The sequence below is a fragment of the bacterium genome (genome assembly GCA_019695305.1).
Taxonomy (GTDB): domain Bacteria; phylum UBA10199; class UBA10199; order UBA10199; family JAIBAG01; genus JAIBAG01.
In genome coordinates, this window is sequence record JAIBAG010000029.1 from 12,363 (window position 1) to 29,154 (window position 16,792).

Sequence of the window (16,792 nt, forward strand, 5' to 3'; positions counted from 1 at the left end):
AAACTACACATCTTCTATCCATTGACTATCCACTACCCACCATTGACTAGCTCAAGATTAGCGTACTTGGTAAGTAGTTTTTTGATGCCCCCGTTTTGAAAGGCAATGGTAAGCTTTTGGTTTTCGTCTTCGCCCTCGGTAGCACGGATAGTACCAACCCCAAAAACCGCATGACGCACGCGAGCACCACGCTGAAATGGATTTTGGTTATCCTGATTAAAATCGTCGGCACTGCTACTTTGATTAAAGTCGTCATCACGGCCAAATGACCTAAACTCGCGGTCGTCCACATTGGATAAGCGCGATACATCGTAACCTTGTTTAATCAGCAATTCAGAAGGAATTTCCTGCAAAAAACGTGACGGCAAATTAAATTGGCTACTGCCAAACAAACTTCGTTGGGTAGCAAAACTTAAATTTAGTTTTTTCATGGCGCGCGTCATGCCTACGTAACACAAACGACGCTCTTCCTCGAGATCATCATCAGAATTAAGAGAACGATTATGCGGGAAAAGTCCTTCTTCCATACCCACCATAAATACTAATGGAAATTCTAAACCTTTGGCCAAATGCAACGTCATCAGCGTTACATATTCATTCGATTCACCCTGCACATCCACTGCCGATACCAGCATGGCCTGATCTAAAAAACCTTCCAGCGTTGCATCCTCATGCTCGGCCACATATTCCGACACAACGGTCACTAATTCTTCTAGATTTTCAAGACGCGACTCCGATTCTAGAGTTTTTTCATCGGTGAGCATTTTCCAATAACCAGTTTCTTCAAAAAGCGTGGTCATAAAATCGGTAAGCGAGACCGATTGGCGCAAACTATTGAGACGAGCTAGCAGAGTTGCAAATTGCGTAAGCTTATCAAGCGTACCTTTGTTGATTTGCAAGCTGCCATTTTTTATAACTTCTAAAATTGTGTCCCATAATGATGTACCTGCTTGTTGTGCTATACTTTCCAATTTATCTATAGTGGTTTTGCCAATAGCACGGGCCGGTACATTAATAATGCGCTTTAAGGCCATCGAGTCGGCAGGGTTTACCAGCACTTTTAAGTAAGCCAGCATATCTTTAATTTCCATGCGGTCATAAAACTTCATGCCACCAATAATCATGTAGGGAATTTTACGTTTTCTCAGTTCGTCTTCTATAGGGCGAGATTGTGCATTGGTACGGTAAAAAACAGCCATTTCCTGATAACTATATTGGGGTTTATGCTTTTCAATTTCCTGACCTACAAACCGGGCCTCATCTTTTTCGGTAGGGGCCTTAAAAAGACCAATTAATTCGCCATCGCCATTATCGGTCCACAAGGTTTTTCCCATCCTACGTCTATTATTAGCCACCACTCCAGAAGCCGCTTTTAAAATATTTTGAGTAGAACGATAATTTTGTTCTAACTTCACCACAGTTGAGTCGGAAAAATCTTTTTGAAAATCTAAAATATTGCGAATTTCAGCCCCTCTAAATTTGTAAATAGACTGGTCATCATCGCCAACAACGCAAATATTGCGGTGCGCATCAGACAACAAACGGATAAGCTGATATTGGCAAATGTTGGTATCTTGATACTCATCAACATGAATGTATTTGAGCGTATTTTGATAATAGTGCAAAACATCAGGATGATTTTGAAATAATTTTAAAACATTCAGGATAAGATCTCCAAAATCCATAGCCTGATTGGTAAGAAGCTTTTTTTGATAGGCATCATAAACCTTGGCCAATTTTTCACCAAAAAAATCATCATTGTTAGCTGCATATTCCTCTACGCTCCAGCCGTTATTTTTTGAACGATTGATAATTGAGGCCGCCATTTTAGGAGTGAGTATTTTTGGATTATATCCTAATTCCTCCAAACACTGAGAAATAAGTTTGTCCTGATCGGAATCGTCATAAATTGAAAAATCGGGCTTATACCCCAACAGGGAAGCATGACGCCGTAAAATGCGCAGACAAATAGAATGGAAGGTTGATACCCACATGTTGCGCATGGCCCCTTCACCCAAAATTTTTTCGATACGCTCACGCATTTCTCCGGCCGCTTTGTTGGTAAAGGTAACAGCCAAAATATTGTGGGGTGAAATATTTTTTTCTCTTAGCAAATGAGCAATACGAAACGTAAGGACGCGCGTTTTTCCAGAACCGGCGCCGGCCAAAATAAGAAGCGGACCTTCGGTTTGTACAACCGCTTCGCGTTGCTGGGGGTTTAATTGATCGAGCATTATTCTACGGTAACACTTTTGGCCAAATTACGCGGCTGATCCACATCGGTACCACGCAAGTCGGCAATATAATAAGATAACAATTGAAGCGGTATCGACAAAAGAATGGGTGTTAAATACCATACAGTTTTAGGCACATAAAAAAGTTTTTCACATTTTCCTTCAAAACGCTTGTCGCCTTCGGTTACAAAACCAATTACCGAAGCGCCTCTGGCTTTTACCTCTTCAATATTAGAAAGCATTTTGACACACACACGATCGAGCGGAGCCAAAGCCACCACAGGGCTTCCTGGCTCTATTAAAGCAATAGGTCCGTGCTTCATTTCTCCAGCCGAATAACCTTCGGCATGAATATAGGAAATTTCCTTTAATTTTAACGCACCCTCTAAAGCAATGGGGAAGTGAACGCCACGGGCAATGTAATAAAAATCTCGTTTTGAAAAATAACTTTGCGCCATAGCTAACACATCATCTTTGCGCGCCAATATACTTTCCATCAAACGAGGCAAATGCGACAATTTTTTTACTGCATTTTGTAAATACGCTCTGTTAATTTTACGGGCCCTGTAGCCCAAATTAAGAGCTAGCATTAAAAGCACTACTAATTGTGTGGTAAACGCTTTAGTAGAAGCCACACCAATTTCTGGCCCCGCATGTGTATACAGCGTTGCATGGCTTGCGCGTGCTAAACTGGAACCAATAACATTGCAAATGGAAATGGTTTTTACTCCCTTGGAGCGAGCTTCCTCAACACAAGCCAAAGTGTCGGCTGTTTCTCCTGACTGAGAAATAGAAATAAGGAGTGTGTCTTTATCTAAAAAGGGTTCTCTATATCTAAACTCGCTGGCTGTATCAACACTAACCGGTAATCGGGCAATGGCTTCCAAATAAAACTTGCCGGCAAGAGCCGCATGCCAACTAGTACCACAGGCAATAATGTAGATGCGGTTATAAAATGGATATTTTTTACCCTTAAATAATGAATCTATTTCTTTAAAGTCGATGGTTTGGGCGCCTTTTTTAATATGCCCCATCATGGTATCCGAAACCACTTGAGGCTGCTCATGAATTTCTTTGAGCATATAGTGTTTAAAGCCATCTTTTTTGGCCATGTCGGCATTCCATGGGATAGTTTGTGCCTTACGCACAATTTTTTTGAGACCTTTTGAATAAAGTGTTACTCCCTTTTTTTCGAGTACCGCAATTTCGTTATTTTCGAGATAAATAACTTCTTTGGTATAAGGGAGCAGCGCGGGTATATCGGAAGCTAAAAAATTTTCGTTTTTTCCAAGCCCAATAACAAGTGGCGACGACTTTTTTGCAGCATACAATTTATCGGGTTCTTTAAGGTATAACACGGCCAAGGCGTAAGTACCTTCTACTTCGCTTAAAGCACGGCTTAACGCTTTTAAAAATACTTTTTCCTTTTTTAAATGTTCGGAAATAAGATGGCATACAATTTCGGTATCGGTTTCAGAAAGTATTTTATGGCCTTTGAGTTGTAACTTTTCTTTTAACGAAAGATAATTTTCTATAATTCCGTTATGTACAAGCACAACATCTCCAGCACGGTGCGGATGCGCATTGGTTTCGGTAGGACTGCCATGTGTAGCCCAACGGGTATGACCAATACCAACCATTCCCAAACTGTCGCGCCTGTCTATTTTGGAACTTAAATTAGAAAGCTTGCCTTCGGCTCTCACTATAGAAATGTCGGAGTTGTTAATGTAAGCAAGACCTGCCGAATCGTAGCCGCGATATTCCAAACGCGACAAACCATCCAATAAAATGGGAACTGCCTTTTGTTTACCCGTATAACCAACAATGCCGCACATTTAAAGACAGTGAATAGTGAATAGTGAATGGTGAATGGAAAAATCACTCACCGCTTCCCCTTACTTGTCACAGACAAAAACGATGTTAAGATTTATTATAGAGAGAGTAAAAAATAAAGTTATTTGTTAGATAATTGCTAAAGTCCTGCCGGCATAAGCGACGAAAATTTGGGTTTATGTTCATTCTGCCAGGCATCAGTTACAGGATCGGATAGCGGCGTGTTAGACGCCATGAGTTTTGCCGGAATCAAATCGCGCAAGGCCACTTCTTGCGAAGTAACCGTAGATGAATCAAGCGCCTTAGCCAGTACCACTTCATCTACTTTATCACTGCCCACACCCTTGCTATTAAGCCAGGCCAGTACGGCATCTTTGCGTTTGCCTGCTTTACCGTAAACGTCGGGGTGTATTTTTAATTTACCTTCCTGAATTTCAAAAATGTTGTACTTAATTTCAACTGGAATAGAATTTTTGAGATTTACATAATAACTACTGCCACGATGAGCGGCATACGTTTTAAGAAGTTCTGGATCTGTTTTTTCAGTAAAGTGTGATTGTACCCACCAAGCCAAAGCCTTTACATCGGCTGCAAACATGCGCATACAACCGTGTGATGCGGGATGGCCAACGGTATATTCTTTATTAGTCCCGTGTAATAAAATAGCGCCTCCCAAATCAAGCTTGGCTAAACCTAACGGATTACCAGGTCCGGGCGGTGTGGGCTTAGAATCTTCGGCCCACTTACTATCGGGAGGCATCCACCAAGGATTCCATACAATTTGCGAAAGCTTGCGCTCACCCACAGGCGTTTTAAAGACGGGAGACCCTACAGCAACAGGGAAACGATAGACAAGCTCACCTTCGTGATACAGTCGCAATTCACGGGCAGGAATATTCACTACAATTTTTGTATTTTGAGGAACAGGATCATCCTGAACGTACAAACTAGGAACGTAATTTCTATCATCATGCGATGGAGATTTAAGCTCATTGTTTGACTTAAAAGCAGTAGACTTGTCACCGCATCCAGATAGCACCAAGCCTATACACAAACCCATGGTTATTTTTCCAAACATACCGTCTCCCCTTCCTTTTCCCGTTTAACCCATAAATAGCAACGCAACACTCATACCAACGGAAGCTTGACGGTTAACTTTAATTCTTTTTTAAAAACATATACTTACTATTTACCCCGAGTCAAATATTCATAAAAATAGTCAATATTTTGACGTTTTTGGACATTTTAGCCTCTTAAAATTGAGAATACTTAAAGAAGGGTTGTGAGAGGAAAACGAGATAGAAAAACAGAAATTTTATCACCATAAGCCAGCGAAAAATGCCCCTGGGTTCCATCCAAAAATAAACCGGCACGGTGCATTTCGTTGATAAACACTAATTCTTCGTGCATCTCTATAAAACCACGTAAAATTTTGTATTTTTTTTCGCCCAAACCTTTGTAGGGCTCACGCACCAAATATTGAAGCATCTTTTTGGAAAGCGGCATAGGCCTACCACCCGCCGCTTTAATGGCGGCCGTTGAACCACTAGAAGTTGCTACCCACACACCCGAGCTGCGCTGATTTTCTTTGTGACGCACTAACTTCACCTGATAACGACTCATGGCTGCGGGTGAATTATTAGCAAACAAAATATCGTTTAACGGATATACGGGCAGTTTTTTACCGTTAACCGTAATCCCAATACGCTGACGTACTAACGTTTTGTAATTGCCCTTTTTAATAGCGATAAGTTTTTTTTCTATTTGCGAGGGCTTTATACTTAACAAAGCTCCAATAGAAACCTTGGGGTTCGAATTAATCCCCATCATAGGCGTATTTTCTACCAAATGCGCCGTGCGCAAAAAAGTTCCATCACCGCCTACAGTAATAACCAAATCAAAACGGCTCATAATTTTACGATCGGGCTTTAACACTACAGTATAATCAAAATCATTTTTAATAAGATTTTTTTCTAACACATCCAGCGTAGCCGTTAACGCCTGGTAATCGGATTCATTAAGTTCGCCGCTATCGGGATAAAAAAATCTTTTCCGGCCACCTGGAACAAAGCGTCCACCCTTGGGCACAACCAATATTTTGCTAATTTCCTTGTTCATGTTTTTATTTATACAGCGCGTGCTCCAGTATGTAATCTAAAACCGGAGGATGCAAATAGTCTTTCACACTCTCACCTCTCTGTATTTTATCACGCAACTCAGTACTAGAAATTTGAGGAAAGCTAGATTTTTCGTAACCAGCCCTTGGGAAAAAATAAAATGATGCTTCTTTTTGTAACATCTTGGCCTTATGCCACAGGTGCAGCGTTTCTTTACAATCACTTCCTAGTGCAATGGTAAAATCGGTTTTGGGATGTATTTTTTTTAGCGCCAAAAGAGTATCAATAAAATAAGAGGGCGTATGCTGCAGATTATCTTCAATAGGATTAAGCATCACGTTGGGCGAAATTCCCATAAAATTAAGCTGACACATGGCCATGCGGTCTAAAAACGACGTGAGATTTTTTTCAAAGGGATGAGCGTAGGTAGGAATAATAGAGACGGCTTCAAAATCTTGAAGACTTGCCAAATGACGGACAACTTCACGATGCCCCAGATGAGGAGGATTAAAAGAACCCCCAAATAAAATGACCTTTTCGCGACTCATTAAAAAAGATTTTCACGGATAAGCGCCTAACGCAAGAAAGAAATAGTTCTAGCCTGAATAAGCCACCTGCAGCTACAATACTCTCACTAAGGGGGAGTTATGAGTAAGAAGAAAAAGATCCTGGTTTTAACAGGCGGCGGTGATGCGCCCGGCTTAAATGCTGTTATCCGCGCGGTAGTAAAACATGCTATTGGCACTTATGGTTGGGAAGTGATTGGCAGCCAGGTAGCCTTTAACGGTATTTTGGAAGATCCCATGCGGATTATGCCACTCGATCTTAAAACTGTGAGTGGCCTCTTGGTCCGTGGCGGAACAATTTTAGGAACGATTAATCAAGGCGGCCCTTTTACTTTTCCGGTTAAAAATGAAAAAGGAGTGTTGGTTGAAATTGACCGTTCCGATGAGCTCCTCGCCCGTCTGCGTCGTCTGGGCATTGATGCAGTTATCAATATTGGTGGCGATGGTTCTCAACGCATCTCTCAAAAACTCTTTGAAAAAGGTTTAAATATTGTAGGCGTTCCCAAAACAATTGATAACGATTTAGACTGCACCGAAATGACCTTTGGTTTTCAAACCGCCGTAGAAACCGCCACCGACGCCATCGACAAACTCCATGCCACTGCCGAATCGCACGACCGTGTGATGGTGCTGGAGCTGATGGGCCGTGATGCGGGGTGGATTGCCATGGCCAGCGGTATAGCTGGAGGAGCCGATGTGGTACTCATCCCCGAAATTCCATTTGATTTAGATAAAGTGGCGGATCACATCCGCGCTCGCGATGCGCGAGGCCATCATTTTGCCATTGTGGTTGTGGCCGAAGGAGCCAAACCTAAAGACGGTGATGCCTTTGTAAAAGAAAAAGCCGGTGTGGGCCGCAATAATCGTGTACTGGGCGGTGTGGGCGATTATGTAACCCGCGAACTGGCCAAAAAACTAGGCGGTATGGAAACACGCTGCACGGTGCTAGGCCATTTGCAACGTGGTGGTGTTCCGGCACCTATGGATCGCTTGCTCGCTACTCGCTTTGGTGCTGCTGCTGTTGATTTGGTGGCGCAGGAAAAATTTGGTTACATGGTGGCTTACCAGCAAGATAATATTGTGCCGGTTAAAATAGCCGATGCCATCCAGCGCTACCGCACCATTGCGCCTGATCATAATTTAGTAAAAACCGCCCGCGCTTTAGGAATTAGTTTAGGCGATTGACAAATTGTCTCGGAAATTAGAAATCATTTAGCCATGAACTACTGGCTCATTAAAAGCGAACCCGAAAGCTATTCCATCGACGATTTAAAACGCGACAAAAAAACCGAATGGACCGGAGTACGTAATTATCAGGCTCGTAATTTTATGCGGGATGAGATGAAAAAAGGCGATCTCGCCCTCTTCTATCATTCCAATGCCGAACCTCCCGGTGTTGCCGGCATTGCCCGTGTGTGCAAAGAAACTCACCCCGATAAAACAGCCTTTGATGAAAGAAGCAAATATTTTGATGATTCATCCAGCCCCGATAATCCCCGCTGGTTTTTAGTGGATTTTGAGTTTGTTAAAAAATTTGATTCCCTTATTCCTCTGGAAGAACTTAAAATGCATCCATCCCTAAGCGGCATGCTGCTCTTAAAGCGCGGGCAAAGGCTCTCCGTTCAGCCGGTAGACAAGAAACACTTTGAAATCATTGAGAAATTAGCCGCCAAATAACAGGCAACTTTGGAGTTTATTTGCCGATAATAATGATATGGGCCTTTCTTGTTATACATTTAATATTCAAAAAGAAATCACCTTGGAAGACTTTGTGAAACAGGTGAATTGTGGATGCACACTTAATCCAGTCAAAGAATGGCAAGATAAAATTAACACGGCCGATTTAGCTAACGATGGCAAACTGGGTGATATTATTTATTTAAAAGGCAATCAATGGTACTTAAAAGCGGGGGCTCGATTTAGCGCACAAGCTAACCCCGAATACATAAAACCCGACTTGCTCTCGTTATCGGCCAGCACTTTTGCCGGCATGCTGCCTGTTACAGTTGTGGCAAGCTGCTCCCCTAACGCAAACTTTCCTGTTATAGCCACCCGTTAAAAATCACACAAAATTCTTATTCTTAATTTTATCGAGGATGATTTTTTCCGGCATGAGTGGATCACGCGGATTAACCGAGAAGAACGATTGTTGTTCGCAACGTCTTTTGTTTTTAAGAAGCCATTTTAAAATATCGGATACGCCCTTGTTCTTTTTATCCTGGAAAAACGGATCATTTTCTAAGGCATCTTTTGCTTTTTTAAGAGCACGGCTTTCGGATGCATCGTTTTCTTTAACAGCATAATCGGGTAAATCGTAGCGCTTAATATCTTCAGGAAGCACACCTAAAAATTTTACATCGGGGGCACTAAAATCGTGATTACGAATAAGACTCGCCGCCGAACCCGCTTTAAGCGTACGAAAAATATTCTGCATGGTGTACGCGTCCAGATCTCCAAAAAAGTACATGGGTACATCGAGTTCATCTTGAATAAGCCGGCACCAGCCGCGGACGGCATTGGAAGGAACACCCTGCGCGCCGAGCAAGATCACATTATTACGTTTGGTAAAACCGCTGGTAACAAGCGTATTGGCCGTACCTTCCGATTCTACGATAAGACAAAAATCCACTTTCTTTTTTACTTTTAACTTTAAACTCTGAGGGCGGTTTTTAGGTTGGAACGGTGCTGTTCCCAACATAGAAAGATCGATGGTGGCTTTAGTGCCATCGGGCATGGTTTCATTAACCACCAACTGTTGCGAGTACGTCTGACCACCACGGTCGTTGGCAAAGCAGTTTAAATCTTCACGGTAACATTCCATCATTTCGCAAATAAAATCGATGATGGAGTCCGATTCGTTCTGATCTTCAAAATCAAGCGGCTTTAAGTGCGCGTTATGTTTAATTTCACCCTTGCTGATATAGTAAAGTTCACGCTTGGTGTTGGTGGCGCCTACATCCAGATTACGCAAGATAAGTTCCAGCATAAAAATAGAGCGCGACATTTTCTTAACCGAGCTTACGTTCAGTTCTGTTAAAACTTTTTTATCACCGGGAGTTAAGTAGCCCACTTTGGGATTATAATTGGCATTATCCAAAGCACATTTGGTGGCGGAGAGCACAGGGCGCTTGGCACGTTCCAAATCACGCAAGAGTTGTTCGCACATTTCCCGGGATAATTTTTCTACATCAACATTGGTTGCCATATAATATAATTCCTACCTTACGATTCCCCCCCTCCCTTAGGTTAAGGGAGGGTTGGGGTGGGTTACTTCCGTTTTTTCTTTTCGCCCACATCCATCAAGCTTAATTGTTCTTCGGCATTGGGGCGATCATCATCGCCATCATCGTTTGATTCATTTTTAAAACCGTCCGGCAGAATCCCTGTGGTTTCGGCCAATTTCTTTAAAGCGGCTTCGGAATGTTCAATCGCTTCATTCAACTCCGCCTCTGCCATTTTTGCTTCACGTCCTAAAAGTTTAGCCAACCCTTCCAGCGCTTTCTCGCGTCTTTCTTTTTTAGATTTGGTAATACGACAAGCTCCATCCACCAAAATTGGGGCAAATAATTCGATATGACGACGCTTTTGTTCTAAATCTTCTTCTTTCGCTTCACGACGGATGTGTTTAGACAGTTTTTGTCCGCCCTGGATAAGTGTACGGCGTAATTCTTCTACTAATTCATCACTCGCATCCACGGTTTCTTTAGATGCGTTCTTAAACTTGATAAACGGCGACACCACGCTCACAGCAATAATATAGGGCCCCAAAGGCAGCGAACCTTTCGGCTGATTAATGCCGTACGATTTCCAGTTTACCGAGGTTATCGCTTTGGTCATGGCGCAAGCGGCCTTGTCGAATTGCAAGGGCACACGGTTGGCAAAACGTAAAATATCAACAGGCTCATCTTCACCGCCACCGCTTCTGTCTTTAAGACGCGCAATGGCCACTTCCACTAACACAGGTTTAAAATCACAAATGGCCGGCTTACGCGAAACAACGGAGAAGAAATCCACTTCACCCAAACGCTGAATACTCACAGCCAAGCCCGCTTCACCGATACTCATCACGCCCTTGGTGGATGGCGCCATCAGTTTTAAATTTTGAATGATGGAAAATAAATTTTTAAATTCTTCATCGCTCACCGCATCCACAATTTTATCAAACGCCGCTTTTTTAAAGCCAGCTTTGGTAATTTCGGTAAGAACCTGATCGGAAATGCGCGAAAAACCTTTTTTAAGCCAAGCCCCCAGTTTAATACGACCATACAAGTGGCTATGCGCAATGAATTCACCCAACTTCATGGTATGCGGATGTGGTTCGGTAGCCTCGGGAATTTCGGGCACTTCGTTCGACACACGTGAAATTTCTACCCATTCCGCATCGGGCATTTTGTAGCGGAGGGTAAGGTGCGGATTAACAAGAGTTGTTCCGTTGAGATAAGCAAGCAACCCACCTTCACCCTGCAACTGGATACGGCCATCAATCACAAATTCACAAGCAAGGCCATGGTCGCGATCCCAATCGAGCGTGTCCTTATCTTTCATCACGCCCTTGTTGTGCTTAATATCTACTTCAATAACCGCACGCACTGCTTTGCGCATGCGATCGGTTTTGGACGTCACCACAGCACCACGCGCATTGGTGAGTTGGGCCCAGGTGGTACAAGCCGAAATACCAATACCCTGCTGACCACGGCTACATCGCCCGCGGCCAAATTTAGAGGATGCGAGATATTCGCCAAACACCATCACAAGGTCTTCGGCTTCAAGCCCAGGGCCATTATCTTCAATACGAATTTTAATTTTTTCAGAATTTTTTGCTGTCCCTTCGCCTAAACGTTCAATAATTACAGCTATTTCAGGCAAAATACCGGCGTCTTCACAAGCATCAAGCGAGTTATCGACGGCTTCTTTAATGGTGGTTAAAACCGCCTTGGTATAGGACGAAAAGCCTACTTGCTGGAGATTTTTAGCAAAATATTCAGCACTGGAGGCCGATGTAATTGTCTTTTGAGCCATAAAAAGTATAGAGGTGCCCTAAAACAGCTTTCTTGTCAACCCATCATGCGCGAGGCATCTTTTTTGAGTTCCACAATCACGTCAAAAAGCGGTATGTTTTTAGGACAGGCTTTTTGACAATTGCCCACATTATCACAGTCGTATAACCCACCCTTATCCAATAATTTTTCAAGCCTGGCGCTCTTTAAAAAATCGCCCACAGGGTGCTGACTAAGATTGGAAACACTGGCAATAGCCATTGCCCCTACAAAAGCCGAGCGTTCGTTAAAACGGGGACAAACTTCTAAACAGGCCATACAACGGATACACGTTGATAATGTATCCGAACGAGACGCCTCTTCTTCCCCATAAATAGGAGCTTCACCCACATCATAAGTACCATCAAAAGCAAGCCAGGCTTTTAGCTCTTTTAGCGGCTTAATCGCCGACAATTTTTGAACCACCAAATCACGTTCTACCTTAAATTTTTTAAGAGGTTCTATGGATATAGGTTGCGATAATTCATCTACTTTAACCGAACATGCGTTTTGTACACGCCCGTTAATAACCATGGTACATAACCCGCAGGCTTCTTGATGACAGGACGACGAAAAAACAACGGGAGCTACTTCTTCACCACGGGCATTAAGAGGTTTTTGTTCAATACTTTTTAAAACAGAAATTACCGACATCCCGGGTTTGTGGGAAATTTTAAAATCTTCCCAATACGAGTCGGCCTCGGGAGTATCCTGCCTTTTAATTTTAATAAAAAGTTTTGGCATTTTAACAATAAGCTCTATGTGGCGGTGTTATTACCGACTGATCAATATCTTTAAATTCCACTACAGGCCCCATGCTATTGTAAGTAATGCTTGAAGCCTTTAAAAATAAAGCATCATCACGCAACGGATAATCGGTGCGATAATGACATCCGCGCGACTCTTTTCGGGCTTTAGAGGCCGCCACTACTGCCTGCGCCAACTCTAAAGCACCCCAAAGCCTGCGTGCAAATAAGAGTTCTTCGTTCAAAAAACGCCCAGTATCGGCAAGTTTAATACGTTCAAAACGCTTTTTTAACTCTAAAATTTTGTCGGCCGCTTTTGTTAAGCCTGCTTCATCTTTTACCACAGTTGCCTGATCACTCATCCAATGTTTTAATTCTTCAAATAATAAACGTGGTTTTTCCTGCCCGGCCAAATCGAGCATGGTGCGGTTAGCCTCGTGTTGTCGTTTGAGTTCATCGTCAAAAACCGATTCGGGAACACTATCGGCACCTCTATTTAAACCAGAGGCATATAAAAGTGCATGCGTTGCAGCCCAATAACCCGAATACAAACTGGTAAGATAAACCATATTATCGGGCTGGTAAGCCCCCTTGTACCTATGCCCTGCATCACCGCAAGCAAATAAACCGGAAATATTGGTCATATGATAATTATCGGTTTCAAGACCGCCTAAAGTGCTAGTAACAGCGGATGATACAGGCACAGGAGAGTGCGCAATATCGTGCGACGTAAATTTTTTAACCTGTTCACGCAAATTTTTAAGACGGCCTTCAAAGAGCTCGCGCGGACGATGTGATAAATCAAAATACACCAAAGGATATTCACCGGTAAGCTTGGCCTTATCACGATATTTATCAAACAAAAAACGATGAACAGCGTCACTTGTTACCCAATTGCGATATTTTGGAAAGTTTTCCTCTAAAAAATACCAACGCTTTCCACCTGTTTCTATAAAAAAACGCCCGCCTTCAGATAACGCATACGGGGCCACATTTAAGGAGCCATCTAAAGTATGCAACGCCCCCATCTGGCTTTGTACAAATTCCATATTAGCGAGTCGGGCTCCTTGCTGATACAAAACCGATACGGCAAGTCCCGTGGCCACTTGCGGATGCGTGTTGTTAAGAAAAATTTGTCCAAAACCTCCGGTAGCAGCAACAACAATATCGGCCTTAATATATTCTAAATCCATATTAAGCTTATTCATTACCGTTAAACCACATACCGATTCTTCAGCCGATCGAATGAGAGAAACAAATTCCAAATTATCCCGACGTGTTACCAAACCTTTTTCCTCAAAAGAGCGCACCACCTGATCGAGAGCATAAAGTAAACGCCGCCCAGTGTGAAAACCCGCATATAAAGTGCGATATACACGAGCTCCTTCGGCAGGCCTAAAATCTAATCGGTTTTCCTGAGTGGTAGAAAAAGCTATCCCTAAACGCGTAAGAAGCCGATAGATACGACCCGACCAATCGGTTAAATTTTTAAGACTATTTTGATCGGCCAAACCATCGGCAGCTGTTATTATGTCCTTTAAAAAAAGCGCATCACTATCACCCGCTTCACGCGGGTTTTGGGGCAAAGCCAGCCCGTGGCACAACGACGAACTATGTGCAGCATACGAGGGCAATGCCGACACAAGAGTGACGGGAATCCCAGATTCAGCAAATTTAATGGTAGCCATAAGCCCCGATGAACCGGAACCTAAAACCACCACACGTGGCTTTTTCATAAAAATTAGCGCGACAACACGTCGCGTACAAAATGAATAACCGGGCCTAAAAAGGCCGGCGGATCGTTATAATGATAAACAAAATTGAGTATCGCCAATAAAAAAATAACCAGCATGAGTAGCAATAAAAAAACCAATGCCCTTAGTACAAAATTGCTGCGCGCGTTTTTACAACCGCTATCTATCATGGCCTGACGCAAACTATACCCATAATGAAATAAAAGAGAAAAAACGCCCACATTATAGGCCAAAACATGAAGCGGGTTTTCAAAAAGACGCACCATCCACAAATAATCGAGTGAGGTTTGCGTAAGATAAGCAAGAAAACGTGTAGCGTAAAAATGATACGCTAAAAACGCAAACGACAAAAAAAGAGTAACGCCCTGAAAAAAATAAAGAGTATTAGCGGCACTTAAAGGGTTAAACAAATGCGTTTCACGTTCGGTTAAACGCGCTAATCCATATAAAAAATAAAACAAAAGAGGCCCATACAAAAATAATATTTCAAAAAGAAATAAGAGGGGAAAATGAGAAAAAACACGCAGCGCCGTATTAAAATTTTTAAACCCATCTGGTCCCAAGGCAAGGCCAGCTAAAATTAATGCAAAAAACCCATAAAACCCCATAGGCACAAGCAAACACAACGCATGAATACGCCTCAAATAATAATAGGATGGAATCTTGATCGTGCTCAAATTTGTTAAAGTCTATTATAAGGCAATAGATTTTAACAAGTCTTTAACATGATTAACCGATTCTTGGAAGAGTTTCTGTTCATCGGCATTAAGTTTGATTTCCAAAACACGTTCAACACCCTTGGCACCAATCACAACAGGCACACCCACAAATAAACCGCCGGTTACGCCATACTCGCCATTAAGTTCGGCAGCACAGGCCAAAACGCGTTTTTTATCTTTGAGATAGGATTCAACCATTTGAATGGCCGATACAGCAGGAGAAAAGAAAGCCGAACCCGTTTTTAAGAGCGCTACCACTTCACCACCGGCAACACGGGTGCGTTGTACGATGGCGTCAATTTTTTCCTGGGATAAAAGTTCGGTTAAGGGGATACCATTCACCGAGCACAAGCGGATAATGGGCACCATGTCATCACCGTGACCACCCAATACAAGAGCGTGTACGTCTTCAACGCTCACATCCAAAGCTTCAGCTACAAAGGCACGGAAACGGGCGCTATCTAAAACACCGGCCATACCCACCACACGGTTTTTAGGAAAACCCGTTACTTTACGCATGGTGTACACCATGGCATCGAGCGGGTTAGAAATAACCACCACAAAAGCATTGGGTGCGTTATTTTTAATGCCTTCGGCAACCGTTTTCATGATTTCCAAATTCTTGGCTAAAAGATCATCACGGCTCATGCCTGGTTTGCGGGCTAAGCCAGCAGTAACGATCACAACATCCGAACCGGCAATATCAGCATACGAGTTAGCACCTTTTAATTTGCTATCGGAATTTAAAACGGGAGTCGCTTCCCAAATATCCAAACATTTACCTTGGGGTAGACCTTCAACAACATCAAACAAGATCACATCACCCAGTTCTTTTTGAGCAATCTGCTGCGCTAAAACACCACCAATGTTACCACCACCAATTAAAGCAATTTTCTTTCTCATAGTTTTATCTCCGTTATAAATACATGGTTATTAGTTTTCGTTTTGTGAAGTTTTTCTTTTTTTATAAGGCCGCGTGTTTGAGCTATCCTTAACAAGCCCTCTCCCTACCACCCAAATTCCAGGGCTTCAGAGCTTGAGAGGGCGCTCTCTATAGATAGCGAGTTGAGGCCGTTAAAAAAAGAAAAACTTCACAAAACGAAAACGGGCCTCACCCATTATGCCATATTCTTAATAATCTCTTTACCAAACTCCGAACATTTTAAAAGTTTTGCACCACTCATCAACCGTTCAAAATCGTAGGTCACGGTTTTGTTTTCGATGGTTTTTTCCAAGGCTTTTACAATCATGGTCGCCGCTTCATTCCAGCCCATGTGTTCTAACATCATCACACCCGATAAAATTACAGAACCAGGATTCACCTTGTCCTGACCCGCGTATTTAGGGGCAGTGCCGTGAGTAGCTTCAAACAATGCATGGCCGGTTACGTAATTGATATTGCCACCAGGTGCAATACCAATGCCCCCTACTTGGGCTGCCAAAGCATCCGAAATATAATCGCCGTTTAAGTTTAAGGTAGCGATCACATCGTATTCTTTAGGACGGGTTAAAATTTGTTGAAGGAAGGCATCGGCAATCACATCTTGAATGAGAATTTTACCTTCGGGAACTTTACCACCACAATCAGCCCAGCTGATCACTTTATCGCCAAATTCTTTCTTGGCCACTTCATAACCCCAGTTACAAAAAGCACCTTCGGTAAACTTCATAATATTACCTTTGTGCACGAGCGTTACATTTTTACGTTTTTGAGTGATGGCATATTCAACAGCCGAGCGTACTAAACGTTTTGTTCCTTCTTCAGAGACGGGCTTTACACCAATACC

General features: G+C 42.8%; 15 protein-coding genes. 3 read left to right on the plus strand and 12 right to left on the minus strand.

Annotation, left to right across the window (positions count from 1 at the left end; genetic code table 11):
- Window positions 1–32: 32 nt before the first annotated feature.
- From pcrA to K1X76_10980, 5 genes are all read right to left on the minus strand, one after another.
- Complete coding sequence (pcrA, locus tag K1X76_10960; GenBank protein MBX7149587.1) at window positions 33–2,234, minus strand: DNA helicase PcrA; 2,202 nt, start codon at window positions 2,232–2,234, stop codon at window positions 33–35.
- A complete protein-coding gene (gene glmS / locus K1X76_10965; protein MBX7149588.1) occupies window positions 2,234–4,069 on the minus strand; it encodes a glutamine--fructose-6-phosphate transaminase (isomerizing) in 1,836 nt (611 codons plus the stop codon). The genes pcrA and glmS overlap by 1 nt, the downstream gene beginning before the upstream one ends.
- 137 nt (window positions 4,070–4,206) lie before the next feature.
- Entirely contained in the window at window positions 4,207–5,145 is a 939-nt protein-coding gene (locus tag K1X76_10970; GenBank protein ID MBX7149589.1) for a L,D-transpeptidase, read from the minus strand.
- A 191-nt stretch (window positions 5,146–5,336) separates the two neighbouring features.
- On the minus strand, window positions 5,337–6,185 hold the full coding sequence (locus K1X76_10975; GenBank protein ID MBX7149590.1) for an NAD(+)/NADH kinase: 849 nt from the start codon (window positions 6,183–6,185) through the stop codon (window positions 5,337–5,339).
- A 4-nt stretch (window positions 6,186–6,189) separates the two neighbouring features.
- Window positions 6,190–6,732: a nicotinate-nicotinamide nucleotide adenylyltransferase gene (locus tag K1X76_10980; GenBank protein MBX7149591.1), complete on the minus strand. Its 543-nt coding sequence runs from the start codon at window positions 6,730–6,732 to the stop codon at window positions 6,190–6,192.
- 99 nt (window positions 6,733–6,831) lie between these two features.
- On the opposite strand from K1X76_10980, the gene K1X76_10985 reads away from it, so the two are divergent.
- Genes K1X76_10985 through K1X76_10995 form a run of 3 tightly spaced genes read left to right on the plus strand, consistent with a single transcriptional unit; the run spans window position 6,832 to window position 8,809 of the window.
- Window positions 6,832–7,935 (plus strand): ATP-dependent 6-phosphofructokinase, encoded by a 1,104-nt coding sequence (locus tag K1X76_10985; GenBank protein ID MBX7149592.1) that lies wholly within the window; start codon window positions 6,832–6,834, stop codon window positions 7,933–7,935.
- Window positions 7,936–7,968: 33 nt separating this feature from the next.
- Window positions 7,969–8,427 (plus strand): EVE domain-containing protein, encoded by a 459-nt coding sequence (locus tag K1X76_10990; GenBank protein MBX7149593.1) that lies wholly within the window; start codon window positions 7,969–7,971, stop codon window positions 8,425–8,427.
- Window positions 8,428–8,464: 37 nt separating this feature from the next.
- The gene (locus K1X76_10995; GenBank protein ID MBX7149594.1) at window positions 8,465–8,809 is read left to right on the plus strand and encodes a hypothetical protein; all 345 of its coding nucleotides are present in this window, start codon (window positions 8,465–8,467) and stop codon (window positions 8,807–8,809) included.
- A gap of 3 nt (window positions 8,810–8,812) precedes the next feature.
- Here the strand turns inward: K1X76_10995 and K1X76_11000 are convergent, their stop codons facing one another.
- The 7 genes from K1X76_11000 to K1X76_11030 all read right to left on the minus strand — a co-directional run.
- The gene (locus K1X76_11000; protein ID MBX7149595.1) at window positions 8,813–9,955 is read right to left on the minus strand and encodes a DNA topoisomerase VI; all 1,143 of its coding nucleotides are present in this window, start codon (window positions 9,953–9,955) and stop codon (window positions 8,813–8,815) included.
- Window positions 9,956–10,017: 62 nt separating this feature from the next.
- A complete protein-coding gene (locus K1X76_11005) occupies window positions 10,018–11,769 on the minus strand; it encodes a DNA topoisomerase VI subunit B (protein ID MBX7149596.1) in 1,752 nt (583 codons plus the stop codon).
- A gap of 35 nt (window positions 11,770–11,804) precedes the next feature.
- Window positions 11,805–12,530, minus strand: coding sequence for a succinate dehydrogenase iron-sulfur subunit (sdhB, locus tag K1X76_11010; GenBank protein ID MBX7149597.1), 726 nt, complete (start codon window positions 12,528–12,530; stop codon window positions 11,805–11,807).
- Between the two features lies 1 nt (window position 12,531).
- Complete coding sequence (locus K1X76_11015; protein ID MBX7149598.1) at window positions 12,532–14,268, minus strand: FAD-binding protein; 1,737 nt, start codon at window positions 14,266–14,268, stop codon at window positions 12,532–12,534.
- Window positions 14,269–14,273: 5 nt separating this feature from the next.
- Entirely contained in the window at window positions 14,274–14,963 is a 690-nt protein-coding gene (locus K1X76_11020) for a hypothetical protein (protein MBX7149599.1), read from the minus strand.
- 15 nt (window positions 14,964–14,978) lie between these two features.
- The gene (gene mdh, locus K1X76_11025) at window positions 14,979–15,908 is read right to left on the minus strand and encodes a malate dehydrogenase (GenBank protein ID MBX7149600.1); all 930 of its coding nucleotides are present in this window, start codon (window positions 15,906–15,908) and stop codon (window positions 14,979–14,981) included.
- 215 nt (window positions 15,909–16,123) lie between these two features.
- Window positions 16,124–16,792: NADP-dependent isocitrate dehydrogenase (locus K1X76_11030; GenBank protein MBX7149601.1), on the minus strand; the 669-nt coding region annotated here is incomplete at its 5' end.